Annotated in this window: 18 protein-coding genes; 4 read left to right on the top strand and 14 right to left on the bottom strand. The window is 63.4% G+C overall.

Features of this window, described 5'->3' with window-relative positions; genetic code table 11:
* Positions 1 to 125: 125 nt before the first annotated feature.
* Positions 126 to 620, top strand: coding sequence for a thermonuclease family protein (locus HDC35_RS07575; RefSeq protein WP_184645346.1), 495 nt, complete (start codon positions 126 to 128; stop codon positions 618 to 620).
* On the opposite strand, the gene HDC35_RS07570 is transcribed toward HDC35_RS07575, so the two are convergent.
* A complete protein-coding gene (locus tag HDC35_RS07570) occupies positions 617 to 1411 on the bottom strand; it encodes a hypothetical protein (RefSeq protein ID WP_184645344.1) in 795 nt (264 codons plus the stop codon). The genes HDC35_RS07575 and HDC35_RS07570 overlap by 4 nt on opposite strands.
* Before the next feature lie 139 nt (positions 1412 to 1550).
* Here HDC35_RS07570 and HDC35_RS07565 point away from each other — a divergent pair, with 139 nt between their 5' ends.
* On the top strand, positions 1551 to 1790 hold the full coding sequence (locus HDC35_RS07565; protein WP_184645342.1) for a DUF2171 domain-containing protein: 240 nt from the start codon (positions 1551 to 1553) through the stop codon (positions 1788 to 1790).
* Positions 1791 to 2008: 218 nt separating this feature from the next.
* Here HDC35_RS07565 and HDC35_RS07560 read toward each other — a convergent pair whose 3' ends face one another.
* From HDC35_RS07560 to HDC35_RS07545, 4 genes are all read right to left on the bottom strand, one after another.
* Positions 2009 to 2371 (bottom strand): hypothetical protein, encoded by a 363-nt coding sequence (locus HDC35_RS07560; protein WP_184645340.1) that lies wholly within the window; start codon positions 2369 to 2371, stop codon positions 2009 to 2011.
* Positions 2372 to 2502: 131 nt separating this feature from the next.
* A complete protein-coding gene (locus tag HDC35_RS07555; RefSeq protein WP_184645338.1) occupies positions 2503 to 2658 on the bottom strand; it encodes a hypothetical protein in 156 nt (51 codons plus the stop codon).
* Positions 2659 to 2733: 75 nt separating this feature from the next.
* Entirely contained in the window at positions 2734 to 3336 is a 603-nt protein-coding gene (locus HDC35_RS07550; protein ID WP_184645336.1) for a hypothetical protein, read from the bottom strand.
* 34 nt (positions 3337 to 3370) lie between these two features.
* The gene (locus tag HDC35_RS07545; protein ID WP_184645334.1) at positions 3371 to 4156 is read right to left on the bottom strand and encodes a hypothetical protein; all 786 of its coding nucleotides are present in this window, start codon (positions 4154 to 4156) and stop codon (positions 3371 to 3373) included.
* Between the two features lie 140 nt (positions 4157 to 4296).
* Between HDC35_RS07545 and HDC35_RS07540 the strand changes: the two genes are divergently transcribed.
* The gene (locus HDC35_RS07540; RefSeq protein WP_221438175.1) at positions 4297 to 4803 is read left to right on the top strand and encodes a hypothetical protein; all 507 of its coding nucleotides are present in this window, start codon (positions 4297 to 4299) and stop codon (positions 4801 to 4803) included.
* A gap of 118 nt (positions 4804 to 4921) precedes the next feature.
* Here the strand turns inward: HDC35_RS07540 and HDC35_RS07535 are convergent, their stop codons facing one another.
* From HDC35_RS07535 to HDC35_RS07500, 8 genes are all read right to left on the bottom strand, one after another.
* Positions 4922 to 5665, bottom strand: a complete 744-nt coding sequence (locus tag HDC35_RS07535) for a hypothetical protein (protein WP_184645332.1) — start codon at positions 5663 to 5665, stop codon at positions 4922 to 4924.
* Between the two features lie 139 nt (positions 5666 to 5804).
* Positions 5805 to 6680 carry an HNH endonuclease gene (locus tag HDC35_RS07530; protein WP_184645330.1) on the bottom strand — a complete coding sequence of 292 codons (876 nt, stop codon included), beginning with the start codon at positions 6678 to 6680 and terminating at the stop codon, positions 5805 to 5807.
* A gap of 50 nt (positions 6681 to 6730) precedes the next feature.
* Positions 6731 to 8197 carry a hypothetical protein gene (locus HDC35_RS07525; RefSeq protein ID WP_184645328.1) on the bottom strand — a complete coding sequence of 489 codons (1467 nt, stop codon included), beginning with the start codon at positions 8195 to 8197 and terminating at the stop codon, positions 6731 to 6733.
* A 70-nt stretch (positions 8198 to 8267) separates the two neighbouring features.
* Positions 8268 to 8498, bottom strand: a complete 231-nt coding sequence (locus HDC35_RS07520) for a hypothetical protein (protein WP_184645326.1) — start codon at positions 8496 to 8498, stop codon at positions 8268 to 8270.
* 144 nt (positions 8499 to 8642) lie between these two features.
* Positions 8643 to 9707, bottom strand: a complete 1065-nt coding sequence (locus HDC35_RS07515; RefSeq protein WP_184645324.1) for a ribonucleotide-diphosphate reductase subunit beta — start codon at positions 9705 to 9707, stop codon at positions 8643 to 8645.
* Positions 9708 to 10070: a hypothetical protein gene (locus HDC35_RS07510; RefSeq protein WP_184645322.1), complete on the bottom strand. Its 363-nt coding sequence runs from the start codon at positions 10068 to 10070 to the stop codon at positions 9708 to 9710.
* Positions 10061 to 12013: a ribonucleoside-diphosphate reductase subunit alpha gene (locus tag HDC35_RS07505; RefSeq protein WP_184645319.1), complete on the bottom strand. Its 1953-nt coding sequence runs from the start codon at positions 12011 to 12013 to the stop codon at positions 10061 to 10063. The genes HDC35_RS07510 and HDC35_RS07505 overlap by 10 nt, the downstream gene beginning before the upstream one ends.
* Positions 12014 to 12732: 719 nt before the next feature.
* Positions 12733 to 14907 carry an EAL domain-containing protein gene (locus tag HDC35_RS07500; RefSeq protein WP_260397618.1) on the bottom strand — a complete coding sequence of 725 codons (2175 nt, stop codon included), beginning with the start codon at positions 14905 to 14907 and terminating at the stop codon, positions 12733 to 12735.
* On the opposite strand from HDC35_RS07500, the gene HDC35_RS19510 reads away from it, so the two are divergent.
* Positions 14891 to 15058, top strand: coding sequence for a hypothetical protein (locus HDC35_RS19510; RefSeq protein WP_221438226.1), 168 nt, complete (start codon positions 14891 to 14893; stop codon positions 15056 to 15058). The genes HDC35_RS07500 and HDC35_RS19510 overlap by 17 nt on opposite strands.
* An 82-nt stretch (positions 15059 to 15140) precedes the next feature.
* Here HDC35_RS19510 and HDC35_RS07495 read toward each other — a convergent pair whose 3' ends face one another.
* Positions 15141 to 16883, bottom strand: a complete 1743-nt coding sequence (locus HDC35_RS07495; protein ID WP_184645315.1) for an acyl-CoA dehydrogenase — start codon at positions 16881 to 16883, stop codon at positions 15141 to 15143.
* Positions 16884 to 16930 lie beyond the last annotated feature (47 nt).

The raw sequence follows: 16930 nt of genomic DNA, 5'->3' as shown, positions 1-16930 counted from the left end.
CTAAACGCTAGGGTCGGGATATGTCCGGCCCCGATTTCCACCATAAGCCGCGGCGTGCAGCGCGCCGCCGCAAGCCCATCCAGCGTCGCCGGCCCGTGCGATCCAACCTGTGGCTGGCGCCGGCCATGATGGTCGCGTTCGTCGCTGCGCTTTCGACTTTCCTGCGGTTTCCGGAGGAGACCGACGCCGTCGTTGCTCCCGTCGCGGCGCTCTTCGCGTCAGAGGATGGCGCGGCGCCCCATGGGCCGATTCGCGATGGATTGTCGGCCCATTTCACCTTTTGCCACAGCGGCGGCGGCAGCAATTGCGTCGTCGATGGCGACACCTTCTGGTTCGCGGACGAAAAATACCGGATCGCGGACATCGACACCCCCGAAACCCATCCCGCGCGCTGCGCCGAAGAGGCGGCGCTGGGCGGCGCGGCAACCGAGCGCCTGCAGCAATGGCTGAACGCCGGTGCCTTCAGCCTCGAAAGCGCCGGGCGCGACAGCGACCGTTACGGGCGCAAATTGCGGATCGTCACGCGCGGCGGCGACAGCGTCGGATCGCTGCTCATCGGCGAAGGGCTGGCGCGGCCGTGGGAGGGCCGACGGCGCCCTTGGTGCACTGGCGCTTCCTAGTCGCGCGGTTCGCCGTCCTCGCGTTCGATATCCGTCTCTTCGCGTTCGCTTTCGGTGTCCGTTCCATCGGCGACCGCGGCGGCGGCGTCGGCGGCTTCGATCATCTCTTCGGCGCTCTCGGCGTCCGCCGGGTCGGGCGCGGGGGGCAGTTCGCCGCGCAGCGGCGGGTTCGGCCCCGCAAGCTGGCGGTCGATGTCCGCGGCGACCAGCTGTGCGACGGGATCGTCGCCCAGCGCGGCGAGTTCGTCGCGGCGCTCGACCAGCGCGTCGGCGCGTTCCGCTTCGGGCAGTTTGGCGATGTCGATGTAAAAGCGTACGAGCTGCAACCAGGGCGCGTCGTCGGTCAGCACGTCTTCGGCCCAGCGGCTGAATGCGCCGCCCGCCGCGCGCCAGCCGCCATCCTGCCGGTCGAGGAAGAAGAGGACGCGCGACCCGCGCGGGAAGACATAGCGGATGCACGCCCCGGCGAAGCTCTGCGGATGCGCTTCGCCGAGTTCATAGGGATTGCTGAGTGGCGTTCCGGTCCCCGTCGCGATCATCCCGGGCAATGCCACCGGCCCCGTCGGCATCGCGCCCTTGAGCGTCTCGGCCGGTTCGACCGTGACCATCTGCTCTTCGCTGCTGCCGGGCGCGAAATCGCCGTCGGTCACGGTGCCGAGCAGGATCAGGCCCGCGCTCTCGACGAGTGCGAGGTTCGTCGGCACCCGATAGTCCGGCGCGACCGAGCAGGCGAAAGCCGGAAAGGGCGCAGCGACAAGCAGGGGCGCGGCGAGCAGGGCAAAATAACGCATTGGCGAAGTCTATCGCCGCGTCGCACGCTTGGAAAGCGGGCGCAGCTTTGGGGCGGCCCGTCTCGACCTATGGAGCCGACTCGCTTTCGATGCGTATGATGGCGAGGCTCCCCTTTTCCGGAGCGCAAGGAGACTTACGATGGCAGGGCATGACCATAGCGCGATCAAGGAACACATGAATGTCATCGGCGCCGACGGCGTCCATATCGGCACCGTCGACCATCTCGACGGCGAGCGCATCAAGCTGACCAAGGCCGACAGCGTCGATGGCAAGCATCACTATCTACCCGCCGGCCTTGTAGCAGCGGTCGAGGGCGACACCGTCCGCCTTTCGGCCAATGCGGCCAATGCGATCGACCTGTTCGAAGAGGCTGAATAGCGAACAATAGAGGACCGGCGACGTCATCCGGCGCGCCGGCACCGAAACTGGTCCGCTCCCCCTCCGGGGCGGGCCATTTTCTTGGCCTCGGCACCCTCGGCAGAACGGCGAAAGGGAGCCGGCATCCCGGCTCCCTCCCCGATCGCTGGTGCGATGCGGTCTGCTGAGCGGAGACCTCCCTTGCTGCAAGGGGCGGTCACCGCTGTTCATACCCGGCGCTATTCGGCCGCCGCCGTCGTCCGCGCCTCGATCTCCGCGCGCGACAATTTGGTGACGAGGCCATGCGACGACCCGACCGCCCCATGATAGATGGCGGCGAGCGGGATATTATAGAGCGCGCCGTCGCGCACGACGATGGCGGTATCGCCATCGATGCCCTGAACGGTGCCGATGCTCTGACCGTCGGTCGAATGGATTTGGACGCCAGGGCGGACCTGTTCGCGGGTGGCGAGGGTGAGGTTGGCGGCATCGGCCGCTTTGCCGTCGACGGTGTCCGCAGGCGGCGCGGGACCGGCGGCGGGTTGCGCCAGCGCGGGCGCTGCGACTAGGGCGAGCGCGATAAGGGCGGGTACTTTGCGCATGTCGGTCTCCATCGTCGGGCATCAATCCGATGCATCGAGGGAGAAACCGGCGGCGCGCCCGCGCGTTTCCGGTCTCCCGCGTGATTGCGGCGGACGGCGGCGTGCGCGCGACGAGTGGCCGGTCCTTGACCCTAGTGCGGGTCTTGACGCGACGACGTGGCGATCAGCTTGTTGAGCGTCGCGAGGCGCTGGCGCGCCGCGGTCCAGTCGCGTTCGGGATGCGCCTGGATCTGTTCGAGGAGGTGGCGCACCTCCTTGCGGCGGTCGCCTTCGGTTACGGCCTGCATGGGCTTTCTCCTTTCGCGTGCACTATAGCAAGGATGAAGCAGGTGCGGCACCGGCTTGCCGCGCGTACGGCCCGGTTAGTCCTTTCGGGGTACGGTGACGGCGACGGGCCCCTCGGGGTCGACGGCGCCCCGGCAGTCGGTCGCCTTGCCCGGCCGCGTCATATAGAGTTCGCCCGCTTCGCGCAGGCTGACGACCTGGTTGCCGCTGAAGACGACTATCCAGAAGCCCGGCGCGGTGTCATAATGCGGGTCGGGTTTATAGACCGGCATCAGCATGCCGTCGTCGCCTGCATAGCGATGCAGCTCCCAACGTTCGCGCTCGACCATCGCCACGTAAAGTGCGGCGTTCTTGCGGTCGCGGTCGTCGATGCGGTGCAGCGCGGTCAGCCGCATCGGCCACTTGTCCGGCTTGCCATTGTGCGTGCGCAGCTCCGCGAGCAGCGCGTCCCACTCGGCCCCCTGAACGCGCCCGAGCGCGTCGGTCGTCACCTGCATGCCGAGCAGGAGGTCGGTGAGTTCGCGGCGTTCGGCGGTCGCGAGCCGCGCGAGCACCCCCGCGAGCACCCCGCACGCACGCTCGGCCTTGTGCGGCGGCGGGGTGTAGATCGAGGTCGCGGCGGCAGGCGGCGCAAGCGCGGCGAGGACGAGCGCGGCGGCGGTGATGCGAGGGCTGGACATGCGGCGGCTCTCCCCTGGTGACATTCGCGCCCGGTCAGTCGGGCAGGCGGAAGTCGAGTTCGAAACGCGCGCGCGCACCGGCGCTGGCGCGGCCGTCGGCGAGCGTCGCGGGCGCGCGCCGCGCGATATATTGATATTCGCCGGCGTCCGAAAAATGGGACATATTCTCGGCCGGTACGACGTCGAGCGTGCGGCAGACGATCGATCGGTCGTCCTGCACCTGGCATTCGACGAGGACCTTTGCCTCCTTGCGCGCCGCCATCGCGCGGATCGGATATTCAACCCAGTCGGTGCGCGCGAGCGGAGCGATTTGCTGCCGGTCGACGAGTGGCCCGCGGTCCCAGTCGATGGGCGCAAGCGGCGCGCCGTCGTAATGGTAGCGATATTCGACGCGGCGGGGTCGGGGCCGGCGGTCGGTCAGTTCGGGAAAGACCGGAAACACCGGCCGGGGCACGCGGGCGAAATCGAGCGCGAACACGTCGAATTGGGAATAGGCGTGCAGATTGTCCGGCGCGCAATTGTCGGCGACCTCGCCCGATGGTTTGATCCAGCAGGCGACGACGACGTCGAGCGGCTTGCCCGCCTGCTTGCCCAGCCGGTGCGCAAGGTAGCGGCGCTGCGCGACCGTCGGCGACGGAACCGGCGCGGTCGCGGGATCGAGCCGATAGGTTTCGATCGAAATCCGGCCCGCGGGGCTGAAATGCCGTTCGGTCACGGGGTCGGGCAGCGGGGGCGGAGCGGAGGGCGCCTGAGTCGCACCGGCCGACGCGGCGAAAGCGGCGCCGATCGCCGCGACGATGGTGCAATGGCGCGACATCATGCGGTTATTCTCCCCTGTCCGATGGGTGCGCGCTGCGGCGCGGCGTGTCAAGGCGGGGTCGGCGGCAAAGGGCGGGGCGAGCAGGTCGGTCAGCGCCGCGGACTGGCGCGGGGCGGGCGCGCTTCCTATGTAGGCGCGCGATGACAGGCGGGTTTAGCAGACAGATCGTGATCGGCCGGCTGAAGGCGAAGCCGCTGCTGGCGGGGCAATTGCTGTGTGCGCTCGCCGCGACGGCGCTGATCGTGCGGCAGGCGAGCATGGCATGGGGCGACGGCGCGGACGCGGTGCTGCGCATGCTGCTGTTCGGCAATCTGCTCGCCACCGCCGCGATCGCCGCGGCGCTGCTTGGCTTTGCGGCTTTCTTTCGCGCGTGGCGGCGGCGCGATGCCTTTATCTGGCACGACGGCGCGCGGCTGTATCGCGGCGCATCGGACAGTTGGCCGCTGCCGCTGATCCGCGACGTCGTGATGGCGAAGAACGACCTTGGCATCGCGTCGCTGCGGCTGGTCGTCGACGACGACAGCGAGGTGACGCGCGAACTGGTCAAGCTCTATCTGCTCGCCGATTCGCCCGAGGCGGTGCGCGGCGGGGTGATGTTCGCGGTCGCGGGGCTGCGCGGGTTTCCGGCGGGTTCGGCGATGAATTGAGGGGGTGGCCCCCCACGCGCAGCGCCGCCAAAGGTCAGTAAAGGTCAGCCCAACGGCGCCGCCGCGCCGCCAAAGGTCAGTAAAGGTCAGCCCAATGGCGCGGCGGCGCGGCCAAAGGTCAGTAAAGGTCAGCCCCGTCATCTGCCGCGTCGCCCGCCGCTGCGACGGGGGCCGGGGCGGCCGGCACTGCCAGCAACTCCTCACGATCCTCGCGATACCAGGGCGGTAATTGGCCGTCGCACTGATCGGCGATGTCGAGCGCCATCGCAAGGTCATCGGGCGCCATCAGCGCTTCGGGCGCGGCGGGCGGCGCGGGATGGAGGTGGACCAAAGCCTCGGCCACCGGGGTGGACACGGGCGTGCGCCCGGACGCGCTCGCGCCGCGCGCCGCGGCATCGCGGAAACAATCGGGGCCATAGGCGCGCAGCAGGAACATCAGCAGCCGGTCGCTCTGGCGGAGGCGGCGGCCGACGCGGTGGCCGTCGCGGTCGAACACCGGCTCGTCGGTACCGACGAGCGCGCGTTCGAAGGCGGCGTCGAGCAATTTCTTCGACGCCGCGTCGATCGCCGCCGACCAGGCGCGGTCGAACGCTTCGGCGCCCGGAGACCGGCGCAGGCGATAGGCGGTCGATTCGGACATGCCGACAGCCCGCGCGGCGGATGCGACCGAGCCGCAATCGGCGAGCGCCTCGATAAAGGCGCGCTGCTTGTCGGGCGACCAGCCGTCCTTGCGGCGCTTTTTCAGCACCGGCACCCAGTCGTAGTCGGCGGGGTCATGGCCGTGCGCATCGAGCGCGGGGGTGGGGTCGGGGGCGGGGGCGAGGTCCGCGCCGGGCGCGGGGATGGGGGCGATGTGGCTCATCTGCCAGTTTGGAGCATAGGCGGATAATGTAGGAAAGGGGTTTTTGGGGTGGGGTGTGCGAAATAGGATTTTGGGGGGTGCGGGCGGCGGCGATGGAAGGCGTCTTTTGCGACGGTGCGCGGAAGGCGACTAACGATCCCTACAACTTAAAGACGTTTTCCCGATGCCACGCGAGGAAGCTCGGATGTGGACGGAGCGCCGGATCGAGCGGTTCGATCGCCTTCCGGTCGGACCGGAGCAGCCGTTTGAGACTATCGATATCGTTGACGTGGCGTGAGACGAGGACCGAGAGGTCGTCGTCCAAGGAAATCAAGCCGCGGTCGAACATCCAGTGTGCGGTGCCTGATAGGGCGAGGCCGTTGTTAACACTGTCAGGACCATTGGCGGCCACAGGACGAATATGCGCGGCGGCGACTTCGGCGCGTCCGCCGCCGTTAATGAATTTAAGGCCGGTCATTGCGCAGCGCTTGTCGTAGGCGGCGAGCACGGCGGTACGGAAGACGCGGTCGCGAACGATGCGCGAGGTCAGGCTTTCGGTGCGAACACGCTCCTGCTCGAAGCGGAATGGGCGCGGGTTGTCGCGAAGCGAGGGCGGGAATGGAGTGGCCGGATCGCCAATGCGGGGCAGGGTGTTTTCATCGTCGCCGAGGCCAAGGTCGATGATGCGAACAAAGTCGCGCTGGCTAAGCGGGCGGACGGCCGCTTGAGCATTGGCCAAATCTCTTTCGACAAGTTCGCCATCGATCGTTCGCGGAACATTGTGCGCAAAGTCGAGATAGGTGTCGGGTTTGATCAGCGCGAGATAATGGCCGTCGCGCGTCGGATCGGGGACGATGCGTTCGACCCAGGCAACGGCATAGAAGCCCCGGCCGCCAGCCTTGACCGGCTCATAATAGACGGCCCAATCGCCTTCAAACTGGCTGGCGCGCGACAGATAGACTTTGGGGAATTGATATTGCCCATAGGGTTCGTCGGCATAATGCGTATCGCGGCGATGGACGAAAACCCCGGGCATTGAGATGTGGTTAGCCGATGGGCCTTGGCTAGGCGACGACTAATTGGGGATTATTGCACCTTGCTTGCTGATTGGCGAGGCAAGCCATCAACAACGATTAACTCGGGTGCGGATCCTTTGGCACTAATCTGCTTATCTCTAAGGGCGTTGAGCTTTTTAAGCTTGCCGCCAAGATGCCCGACGTTCACGACCACGTAGTAGCTTGCTATGGGATTTTCGGCATCATTATAAATATTAAGTTGCTTTTCGAAGCCTTTTACGACCTGAGTGTTCGAGGATAACTTAATTTCTATGAGAATTCTGGTTCTTATCCCCGAAGAAAATTTGAAATCAACAGGGCCTCTACCTGTATCCGCTTCCGGTGTTACGTCCAAATTGTAAGCCTTGCAGTAGGAGAGCGCCATTGCATAGAATAGTCTCTGACAAGACTTTTCTATTCGTGGTTGAAGGCAATGTTGATCTGCGTACAATTCTCTCCATAAGTCTCTTTTTTCGACTAGGAATATAAACTGATCAAGAATGTCCTTAACAAGAGAAACGGCCGATTTTTCATCTATTTTCTTGGGACTATCTATATCAAATGGATATTTTTTTGAAATTTCTTCGCCGATTTTTCGCCATACGATTTCACCAAGGGGATCGGCGGCAAAATCATATGGTTTACCATCATGGCCGTGAAGCATGTCTAGCAAGGACCCGAACGCACTTGGGGTGGATAAGGCCCAATTTTTTAAGATGCTTTTGCTTTCTAGCGTCTTCTTCGACCACAAATGTGCCACAGCCGTGTTGAGCGTATCTCTGAATTCTTCATTTTCAGAAGCGACATTTTGAACTTCAGCCCAGCATGTCGCGATCGGTAGATCTCTCAGAATGTCTTTTGGTAAGAGGATGACAGGGACGTCATCGTCAGGCTGGAGCATGTTCAAAGCGAATTTTGCTGAATGCTTCGTTCCGTTGGCCAGTTTGATACTGAAATCTTGAGCGGGTATCCCGAGCTTTTGGATAATTCTCTGGTTGAAGTCAGCAATATGGCTAAACGCAATATTGGTGAACATGTCTCCAATCAAATCTGGTCCAAAATTCTCTTCGAATAATCCCATAGCCATAAACAGATCGGGATCGTCGATCCCCATTCGGACGACATCTCGGCCCGTACGTACCAATTGTTCGGTCATTTTAGGTCCTGTACCTCGACCGGATATCGAGGCGGCGCCATAGCCCAAGCAAGTCCCCTTGATTTCGGGGAAAGATAGTTGCTTAAATGCCGTTCGCCATACCATGTCGCCTTCTTCTCTTATGCCGTGAAGAAGAGTCATCACCCTTTCGAAATATCGATCAAAAGATGCTCTGGCATCCCGCATCTCCTTGTATTCGCTGCGTTCAAGCAGAAGCGGATCCGGGAACAGCAAGGTGTCGACATTGAGCGTTGGGTCAAATACTCCAAGGCGAGAAAGTTCGCTCTCAGGTATGTTGAACCGTTTTGAGAATAGCTCGGGATGGACCGAAGATTTGCTCATTTGCGGTGCCTATCGTTTTAAAGCTAGCACTCGCTTTTTGAAATGTTCAATTGTCGAGAAAGTCAATACTTTAAACCGAAAATCCGCCCGCGTTGCGCCGGTTCGAGCTCGCCGCCAGCACCTTCTTGCCCTGCGGGGTCAGCGCCCATTTGGCGCCCTGTTTCACCACCAGTCCCAGCGCGGTGAGTTCGTCGCGCACGGGATCGCTGGGGAGTTGGGGGCGGCGGTTTGACAGGCCTTCGAGCGTGGCGCGCTGCGGCTGGCTGAGGATGATGAGTTTGGGTTTTTTCTCTTCGGTCATTTTGGCCTCTGACTTCTTGTTATCGGTTGTGGGGTGGCGCCTGTGCCCTCCCCGCGGCGACTAGGGAGCAAGCTCCCAAGTCTCGTGGTCGGAGCCACGGGTCTCCGACCACCCCTCCCGCAAGCGGGAGGGGTTTGGCATCGCTTACTCGGCGGCAATCCCTGCCTTGGCGAACATGTCTTCGCCGTCATTTTCGGCGTCGCCGGCGGGGGCCGCGTCGTCGCCGGTCTTGGCCTTTTTGCGGTTGTCGAAGCTCGACCAGACGGTGTTCCAGTCGCCGCGCGTCGCGCCCTTGCTGTACTCGGTCGCGCGCGTTTCGAAGAAATTGGCGTGCTCGACGCCGTTCAGCAGCGGGGCGAGCCAGGGGAGCGGGTGTTCGTCGATCATGTAGATCGGCTGGAAGCCCAGCTGGCCGAGGCGCCAGTCGGCGATGTAGCGGATATAGCGCTTGATCTCCTTCGGCGTCATGCCGGGGACGGGGCCTTGTTCGAAGGCGAGGTCGATGAACGCATCCTCGAGCCGCACCGTTTTCTGGCAGGTGTCGATGATGTCTTCCTTCACCGCCTTGGTCAGGCAGCCGCGTTCCTTGGTGAAGGTGTGGAACAGCTTGATGATGCCTTCGCAGTGGAGGCTTTCGTCGCGGATCGACCAGCTGACGATCTGGCCCATGCCCTTCATCTTGTTGAAGCGCGGGAAGTTCATCAGCATCGCGAAGCTGGCGAAGAGCTGGAGGCCCTCGGTAAAGCCGCCGAACATCGCGAGCGTGCGCGCGATATCCTCGTCATTTTCGACCCCGAAGGTGCCCATATAGTCGTGCTTGGCGCGCATCTCGTCATATTCGAGGAACATGCCATATTCGCTTTCGGGCATGCCGATGGTGTCGAGCAAATGGCTGTACGCCGCGATATGCACCGTTTCCATGTTGCTGAACGCGGTCAGCATCATCTTGATCTCGGTCGGCTTGAACACGCTGCCATATTTTTCGTGGTAGCAATCCTGCACCTCGATATCGGCCTGGGTGAAGAAGCGGAAAATCTGCGTGAGCAAATTGCGTTCGTGGTCGCTGATCTTTTGCGCCCAGTCGCGGCAATCCTCGCCCAGCGGCACTTCCTCGGGAACCCAGTGGATCTGCTGCTGGCGCTTCCAGAAATCGAACGCCCAGGGATATTCGAAGGGCTTGTAGGTCTTGCGGGCTTCTAGAAGGGGCATCTACTTACTCCACTGCGTCGTTCGAGCGCGCTTGCGCCGGAAATGATTGATCCAGGACCATGCCACCGCGACGATACCAATCGTCGGAAGAGACCAAAGCCAGATAAACAAACCTATTTCGACTGCGCCCCCGGAAAGCAGGTCGGGACTGCAGTTGAACTGCTTAAAGAAACCTATGGGCCGTCGACCCTCGTGATCACAATTTCCAGGCCAAACCGCCATTATGCTCAGCGTAGAACCAATGGCGATATAGGCCAGTGTGGCACCCATCAGGGTCCAGAATTTTCGCCCGCCGAGCGTTTCGTGGCTTTCACGCAGCTGCGTGATGCCAAAAGCGTCGGCGAGGAAACTCTTTACTGACAAGCCAGACACTCGTCGTAATCGGTGCTGCCCGCGAGTTCGAACTTCGCCGCCTCGGGGGTGTTGTCGGCCTCGACCCCGCCCGCGAAGCCGGCGCGCTGCACCGATTTCGAGCGGAGATAGTAAAGCGATTTGATGCCGAGTTCCCACGCGCGATAGTGGAGCATGAGCAGGTCCCATTTCTCGACGTCCGCCGGGATGAACAGGTTCAGCGAGGCGGCCTGGTCGATGTACGGCGTGCGGTCGGCGGCGAGTTCGAGCAGCCAGCGCTGGTCGATCTCGAAGCTCGTCTTGTAGCAGTCCTTTTCATCCTGCGTCAGGAAGTCGAGGTGCTGGACGCTGCCGCCGCGTTCGAGGATCGAGTTCCAGATCGCGTCGCTGTTCTTCGCCTTGTCGACCAGAAGCGCTTCGAGATGCGGGTTCTTGATCGAGAAGCTGCCCGAGAGCGTCTTGTGCGTGTAGATGTTCGCGGGGATCGGCTCGATGCACGCGCTGGTGCCGCCGCAGATGATGCTGATCGACGCGGTCGGCGCGATCGCCATCTTGCAGCTGAAACGCTCCATCACCCCCTGATCGGCGGCGTCGGGGCAGGGGCCGCGCTCATTGGCGAGCAGCATCGAGGCGGCGTCGACCTGCGCGCGGATATGTTTGAAGACGCGCAGGTTCGACGATTTCGCCATCGCGCCCTCGAAGGGAAGCCCGCGGGCCTGAAGGAAGCTGTGGAAGCCCATGACGCCGAGGCCGACCGAGCGTTCGCGGCTGGCGCTATATTTGGCGCGCGCCATTTCGGGCGGGGCGCGGTCGATATAATCCTGCAGGACATTGTCGAGCATGCGCATGACATCCTCGATGAAGCGCTTGTCGCCGTTCCATTCGTCCCAGGTTTCAAGGTTGAGCGACGAGAGGCAGCAGACCGCGGTGCGATCGTTGCCGAGATGGTCGCGGCCGGTGGGCAGGGTGATTTCGGAGCAGAGGTTCGAGGTGGTGACCTTGAGCCCGAGATCGCGATGATGCTTGGGCATCATGCGGTTCACCTGGTCGATGAAGATGATGTAGGGCTCGCCGGTCGCGAGGCGCGTTTCGACGAGCTTCTGGAACAGGCTGCGCGCGTCGACGGTGGCGCGGACGCTCTGATCCTTGGGGCTGCGCAGGTTGAATTCGGTGCCGTCGCGGACGGCCTCCATGAATTCGTCGGTGATGAGGACGCCGTGGTGGAGGTTCAATGCCTTGCGGTTGAAATCGCCCGAGGGTTTGCGGACCTCGAGAAACTCTTCGATCTCGGGGTGCGAGATGTCGAGGTAGCAGGCGGCCGAACCGCGGCGGAGCGAGCCCTGCGAAATCGCGAGAGTGAGCGAGTCCATCACGCGGACGAAGGGGATGATGCCGCTGGTCTTGCCGTTGAGGCCCACGGGTTCGCCGATGCCGCGCACCGCGCCCCAATAGGTGCCGATGCCGCCGCCGCGGCTCGCGAGCCAGACATTCTCGTTCCACGTGCCGACGATGCCTTCGAGGCTGTCGTCGACCGAGTTCAGATAGCAGCTGATCGGCAGGCCGCGGCCGGTGCCGCCGTTCGAGAGAACGGGGGTAGCGGGCATGAACCAGAGCTTCGAGATATAATCGTAGAGGCGCTGGGCATGATCCTGATCGTCGGCATAGGCGTCGGCGACGCGCGCGAAGAGGTCCTGATAGGATTCGCCGGGGAGGAGATAGCGGTCCTGCAGCGTTTCCTTGCCGAAATCGGTGAGAAGGGCGTCGCGGCTGGCGTCGGTTACGATCGCAAAGCGGCGCGCGTGGACCTTCGGCTCGCTTGCGTCGTTGAGCTTCGCGGGCGCCGAATCACCCTTCGCTTCGCCCTTCGATTCGGGGGTCGCCGGAGCGTCATTCTTCGTCAGTTCCACCGTCGCCACGTCGCTCGTCTCCACCCGTTCGCTTTCCCGAAAATCCATCTTATTCGCCCCCGATCTGAACGCGCACATGGTGCGCTTTGTTCCTGTCTTGTTCGACTCAGGGCGAAGCCCCGGTCTTAGCATCTAAACCTGTCCGCGTGGGCACTTTTTTTGGCCGCAAAAAGGGTTTTCCCGTGCCCATATGCGATGGACGACGGAAATCCGCCACTTACAGCCTGATACAATTTATTGGGGTGCCCCCGTGGTTGACCCACCACCTATAGTGCCACGTCGGCGCGACGATGCAAGACGGTAAATGACAGTTCGGGGACTCGACTCGTCGATATTTTGATTCGCCTCGTCGCGGCGAATTCCCGCTTGGGGGAGAAGGAGCAAGGCATTCCGCGGGTTTTGCGCGAAGAATGGCGCGAAGGGCAAAGGCTCCCGTTCCGCGACCACGAGGCGCGGGCGCGGCGGTGGCCTCGACAGCCTTCCCCCGAGCGGCCGCTATCGACGCGGAGACGATCATCGCGAGCCGGTACCGGCAAAAAGAAAGGGCCCCGGCAATGCCGGAGCCCTATTCTTCATTTTGTTTCGGATTAAGCCTGACCGCCGCCGTTGCCGGAGCCGCCGCCGCCCATCCACCTGTAGAACCAACCCATTGGATGTCTCCTAAGATGCACTGCATGCACTGCCCACGAAGAACAGTTAATGAGCCGTATACCTTAATTAGTAAGGTAAATCGAGTCTTAACTATAAGGATTGCTGCCAATCTGGCACTATGCGGTGCGGTTCTGGGGGGACGCTGAAAGAGTTGCGGCCAGTTCCGAAAACAACTGTGGTTTTCCAAGATGATAGCCTTGGCCCACATCGCAGCCGAGCTGGCCGAGCAGCGTCATGGTTTCGGCATCCTCGATGCCTTCGGCGACCGCGACGGCGCCGAGGCGGTGCGCCAGATCGATCGTCGATTTGACGACTTCGAGGTTCCGCTGCGAATCGCGCATCGTCATCACGAATCGCTTGTCGATCTTGATTTCGTCGGCCTCGACCTCGGTCAGATATTCGAGGTTGGACTGGCCGGTGCCATAATCGTCGATCGACAGGCGGATGCCCGTCCGGCGCAGCTGCGCGAGCGTCTGGCGCGCCTGGCGGCTGTTTTCGATCTGCGCGGTTTCGGTGATCTCGATCGTCAGCGCCTCGGGCGGCAGGTGATGCGCGGTCAGCATGACGCGGATCGTGCCGACAAGGTCGCTGTGATCGAGCAGGGTCGCCGACAGGTTGACCGACATGTTGATCGGCATGCCGCGGTCGCGCAGCTGCGCCGCCGAACGGATCGCCTGGTCCATCACGAAGAGGGTGAGGCGATAGATGTCCTGGCTCTTTTCGGCCTGCACGATGAATTCGTCGGGCGGGATCGGCCCGCGCGTCGGGTGCGTCCAGCGCGCGAGTGCCTCGACCCCGACGAGCTGCCGCGTCGCGATCTGATATTGCGGCTGGAAGGCGACCCAGATGTCGCCGCCGGTCAGCGCATCTTCGAGCTGCGAGTGGAAGGAGAGCTGCCAGCCGGCGTCCTCCTTCTGGCGCGAGGTATATTTGGTCCACAGCGACCGCGTGCGAATCGCGCGTTCGGCGGCGACGAGCGCGGCGGCGAGGCGCTGCGCGTTCGATCCTTCGAACTCGTCGTTGACCCCGAAAGCGATCGCGACGTCGACGCGCAGCTCGCCGATCGTCAGCGGCGCGTTGAACAGCGCGGCGAGGCCCGCGAGCTGCCCCTCGATCTGGCTGTGCTGATAATAGGGTACGAGCCAGGCGAAAGTGCCGTCGAGATCGTGGTGAAGCGTCGTTCCCTGCGACGCGAGCTGGAGGCGGCGCGTGACCTGTTCGACGAGCTTGCCGATGCCGTCGCCGGGAATGAAGGCGGCCAGATCCTCGAAATTGACGACCTTTGCCGCGATCACGGTCGCGCTGCCGAACGACGCCTGCGAACGCAGCGCTTCGAAATTGGGCAGGCCCGACACGGGATTTTCCCGCTGGGCCGAAGAGCGGCGGCGGTTGCGCGACACGTTGGCGGTGATCGCGGCGATCAGGAAACAGGCGGCCCCGACCTGAATGGTGACCAGCGACAGGCTGCTCACGAGTTTCGCCGTGATCAGCGCAAAGGTGAGGCCGATGGCGACCAGCCCGTAGCGTCGGCCATTTTGCCAAGCGAGCGCCGCCAGCGAGGCGACAAAGGCCAGGGCGAGCGCCGGAAGCCAGCCGATATCGACCGGCTCGCCTCGCTTGAGCGCTTCGCTGGCGATCAAGTGGATATAGGCGCCATGGACCTTGTCGTGGCCCGGCAGATAATGCTGGTCGGGCGATGCGGCCGATGTGGGCGCGAAAATCACGTCCTTGCCGCGGAGCAGGTTCGGGTCGAGCTTGCCCGACATGATGTCGATCGCGCTATATTGCGTGATCGTATCGGGGTCGTACGAGAGGTCGAGCGCGAAATTGGCCGGGTGGTCAATCGGCCGATTGGCAAGGATCGACGCAAAGCTGGGAAGGAGCCGACCGTCGGCCCGCACCGCGAGCGGGACCTTCCACACCTGCCAGAATTCATATTCCCAACCGATGAAACCCTGAACGGCCTGCCGGCCGAAGCCGCGATCGGGCCACAGCGGCATGTTCGCGGTGTTTCCCGCAAAGCTGGCCGACGGCACGGCCAGTACGATACGCGGGCCCATATGGCGCACGGCGGCGGCAAATTGGGGAAAATCGCGATCCCGCACCCGTCGTTCATAGGAAAAGTCGATGAACAGCCGCCGGGCCGGCGACGCATCAATCGCACGGACGAGGCGTCGGTGGTGATTGATGTCGAAATCGCGGCCGCCGATCGCCTGCAGCGTCTTGTCGTCGAGCGCCACGATCACAGTATCGCCCGAAACCGGTCGCGCGGCGATGCGACTGATCGCCATCGAAATCACCCTGTCCGGCAATTCGCCCGCGCCGCTGATGCCGACAATCACGCTGAGAATCAGCGAGAGCGAGATTGTCCGCCAGCTGATAATCCTCCTGTTGTCCACTAACGGCACGCGCACGTCTCCAGCAATTGCCGGTCGCGTCTAATCCCGGATGGTTATCATCGCGTTAATTATGAACGAAAGCCTACGCCGCGCGAACGGGCACACGGCGCAGGATTCGAGTCGATTCAGGCGATCGCGGGCAGCGGTTCGAGCGCCGCGTCGCCGGCGAGCGCCGATGCCGCGAGCCCCGTCGCTGCGGGCACGATCTGTTGCAGGTAAAAGCGCGTCGAGGCGATTTTCGCTTCGAGAAAGGCGGCGTCGTCCTTCCCCTCGTCGAGCGCGGTCTTCGCCGCCTTGTGCTGGAGCGCCATCAGCCAGCCGCAGGTCGCCGTCGCAAGCATGGTAAGATAGGGGTAGCTGCCCGCGAGCCGGTCGGCCGTGTTGGCGCCGACCATCCAGTCGGTGACCGCGCGGCACGCATCGACGAGCTGCTGCAACTCGGGATAATCGGCCGCGCCGTGCGCGATATCGTCTATCAGGGAGCGGATGAGGTCGCCGCCCGCCATGCCGAGCTTGCGCCCGACCAGGTCGGCGGCCTGGATGCCGTTGGTACCTTCGTAGATCGGCGCGATGCGCGCGTCGCGATAATGCTGCGCGGCGCCGGTTTCCTCGATGAAGCCCATGCCGCCATGCACCTGCACGCCAAGGCTCGCGACCTCGCAGCCGATGTCGGTCGCATGCGCCTTGACGAGCGGGATCAGTACCTCGGCGCGCATTGCGGCCGCTTCGTCGCCCAGCTTGCCGAAATCGATCTGCGCCGCGGCATAATAGGTCAGCGCGCGCGCGGCCTCGGTCTGCGCGCGCATCCGCCACAGCATGCGGCGAACATCGGGGTGCTGGTCGATCGTCACCGGGGTGCGGTCGGGCGAGCCCGCGAGCGCCGACTGGACGCGCTCGGCGGCGAAGCGCTGCGCCTGCTGCGTCGCGCGCTCGCCGATCTGGATGCCCTGACAGCCGATCATCAGCCGCGCATTGTTCATCATCACGAACATCGCGCGCATCCCGCCCATTTCGTCGCCGACGATCTCGCCGAGACAATCTTCGTCTTCGCCATAGACCATCACCGCGGTCGGCGACCCGTGAATGCCGAGCTTATGCTCGATCGAGGCACAGTGGACGCCATTGCTGATCGTCGGATTGCCCGCTTCGTCGAGGCGATATTTGGGGACGAGGAAGAGCGAGATACCGCGCGTCCCCTCGGGCGCGCCGGGGGTGCGGGCGAGGACGAGGTGGACGATATTGTCGGTGAGGTCGTGCTCGCCGAAGGTAATGAAGATCTTTTGCCCCCTGATCTTGTAGAGGCCGGCGTTCGGTCCATCGGTAACCTTTTCCGCTGTCGAGCGCAGCGCGCCGACGTCGCTGCCGGCGGCGGGCTCGGTCAGGTTCATCGTGCCGTTCCATTCGCCGGTGACGAGCTTGGGCAGCCAGGTTTGGCGCTGTTCCTCGGTGCCATAGGCCATCAGCGCGTGGATCGCACCGGGGGTGAGGATGCTGCATAGCGAAAAGCCCATGTTCGCGCTGCCGAGCGCCTCGATCACCACGGTCGCGAGGGTGAAGGGCAGGTCCTGCCCGCCATAGGCGCCGGGGCCGTCGATGCTGCCCCAGCCCGCTTCGACGAACTGCCTGTACGCCTGTTTGAAGCCGGGCGGCATCGTGACGTTGCCATCCTGCCATTTGGGGTTCTGGACGTCGCCGACGCGGTTGAGCGGCGCATAGACCTCGGCGGCGAACTCGCCGATTCCGGTGACGATCGCCTCGACCATGTCGGGGGTCGCGGCAGCAAAGCGGTCATGCTGCGCCATAGCGTCGATGCGCGCGATATGGTCGAGAACGAAGAGCTGTTCGGTCGTAGGCGGCGTATAGGTCATGGTTGCGGTTCTTTGCTGGTGAATATCGTTGCGCGGGCGCTATAGCG

This window comes from Sphingopyxis sp. JAI128 (genome assembly GCF_014207235.1).
Lineage (GTDB): Bacteria > Pseudomonadota > Alphaproteobacteria > Sphingomonadales > Sphingomonadaceae > Sphingopyxis.
The sequence above is the reverse complement of the archived record's forward strand: the minus strand, read 5'-3'. Positions and strand labels throughout refer to the sequence as shown.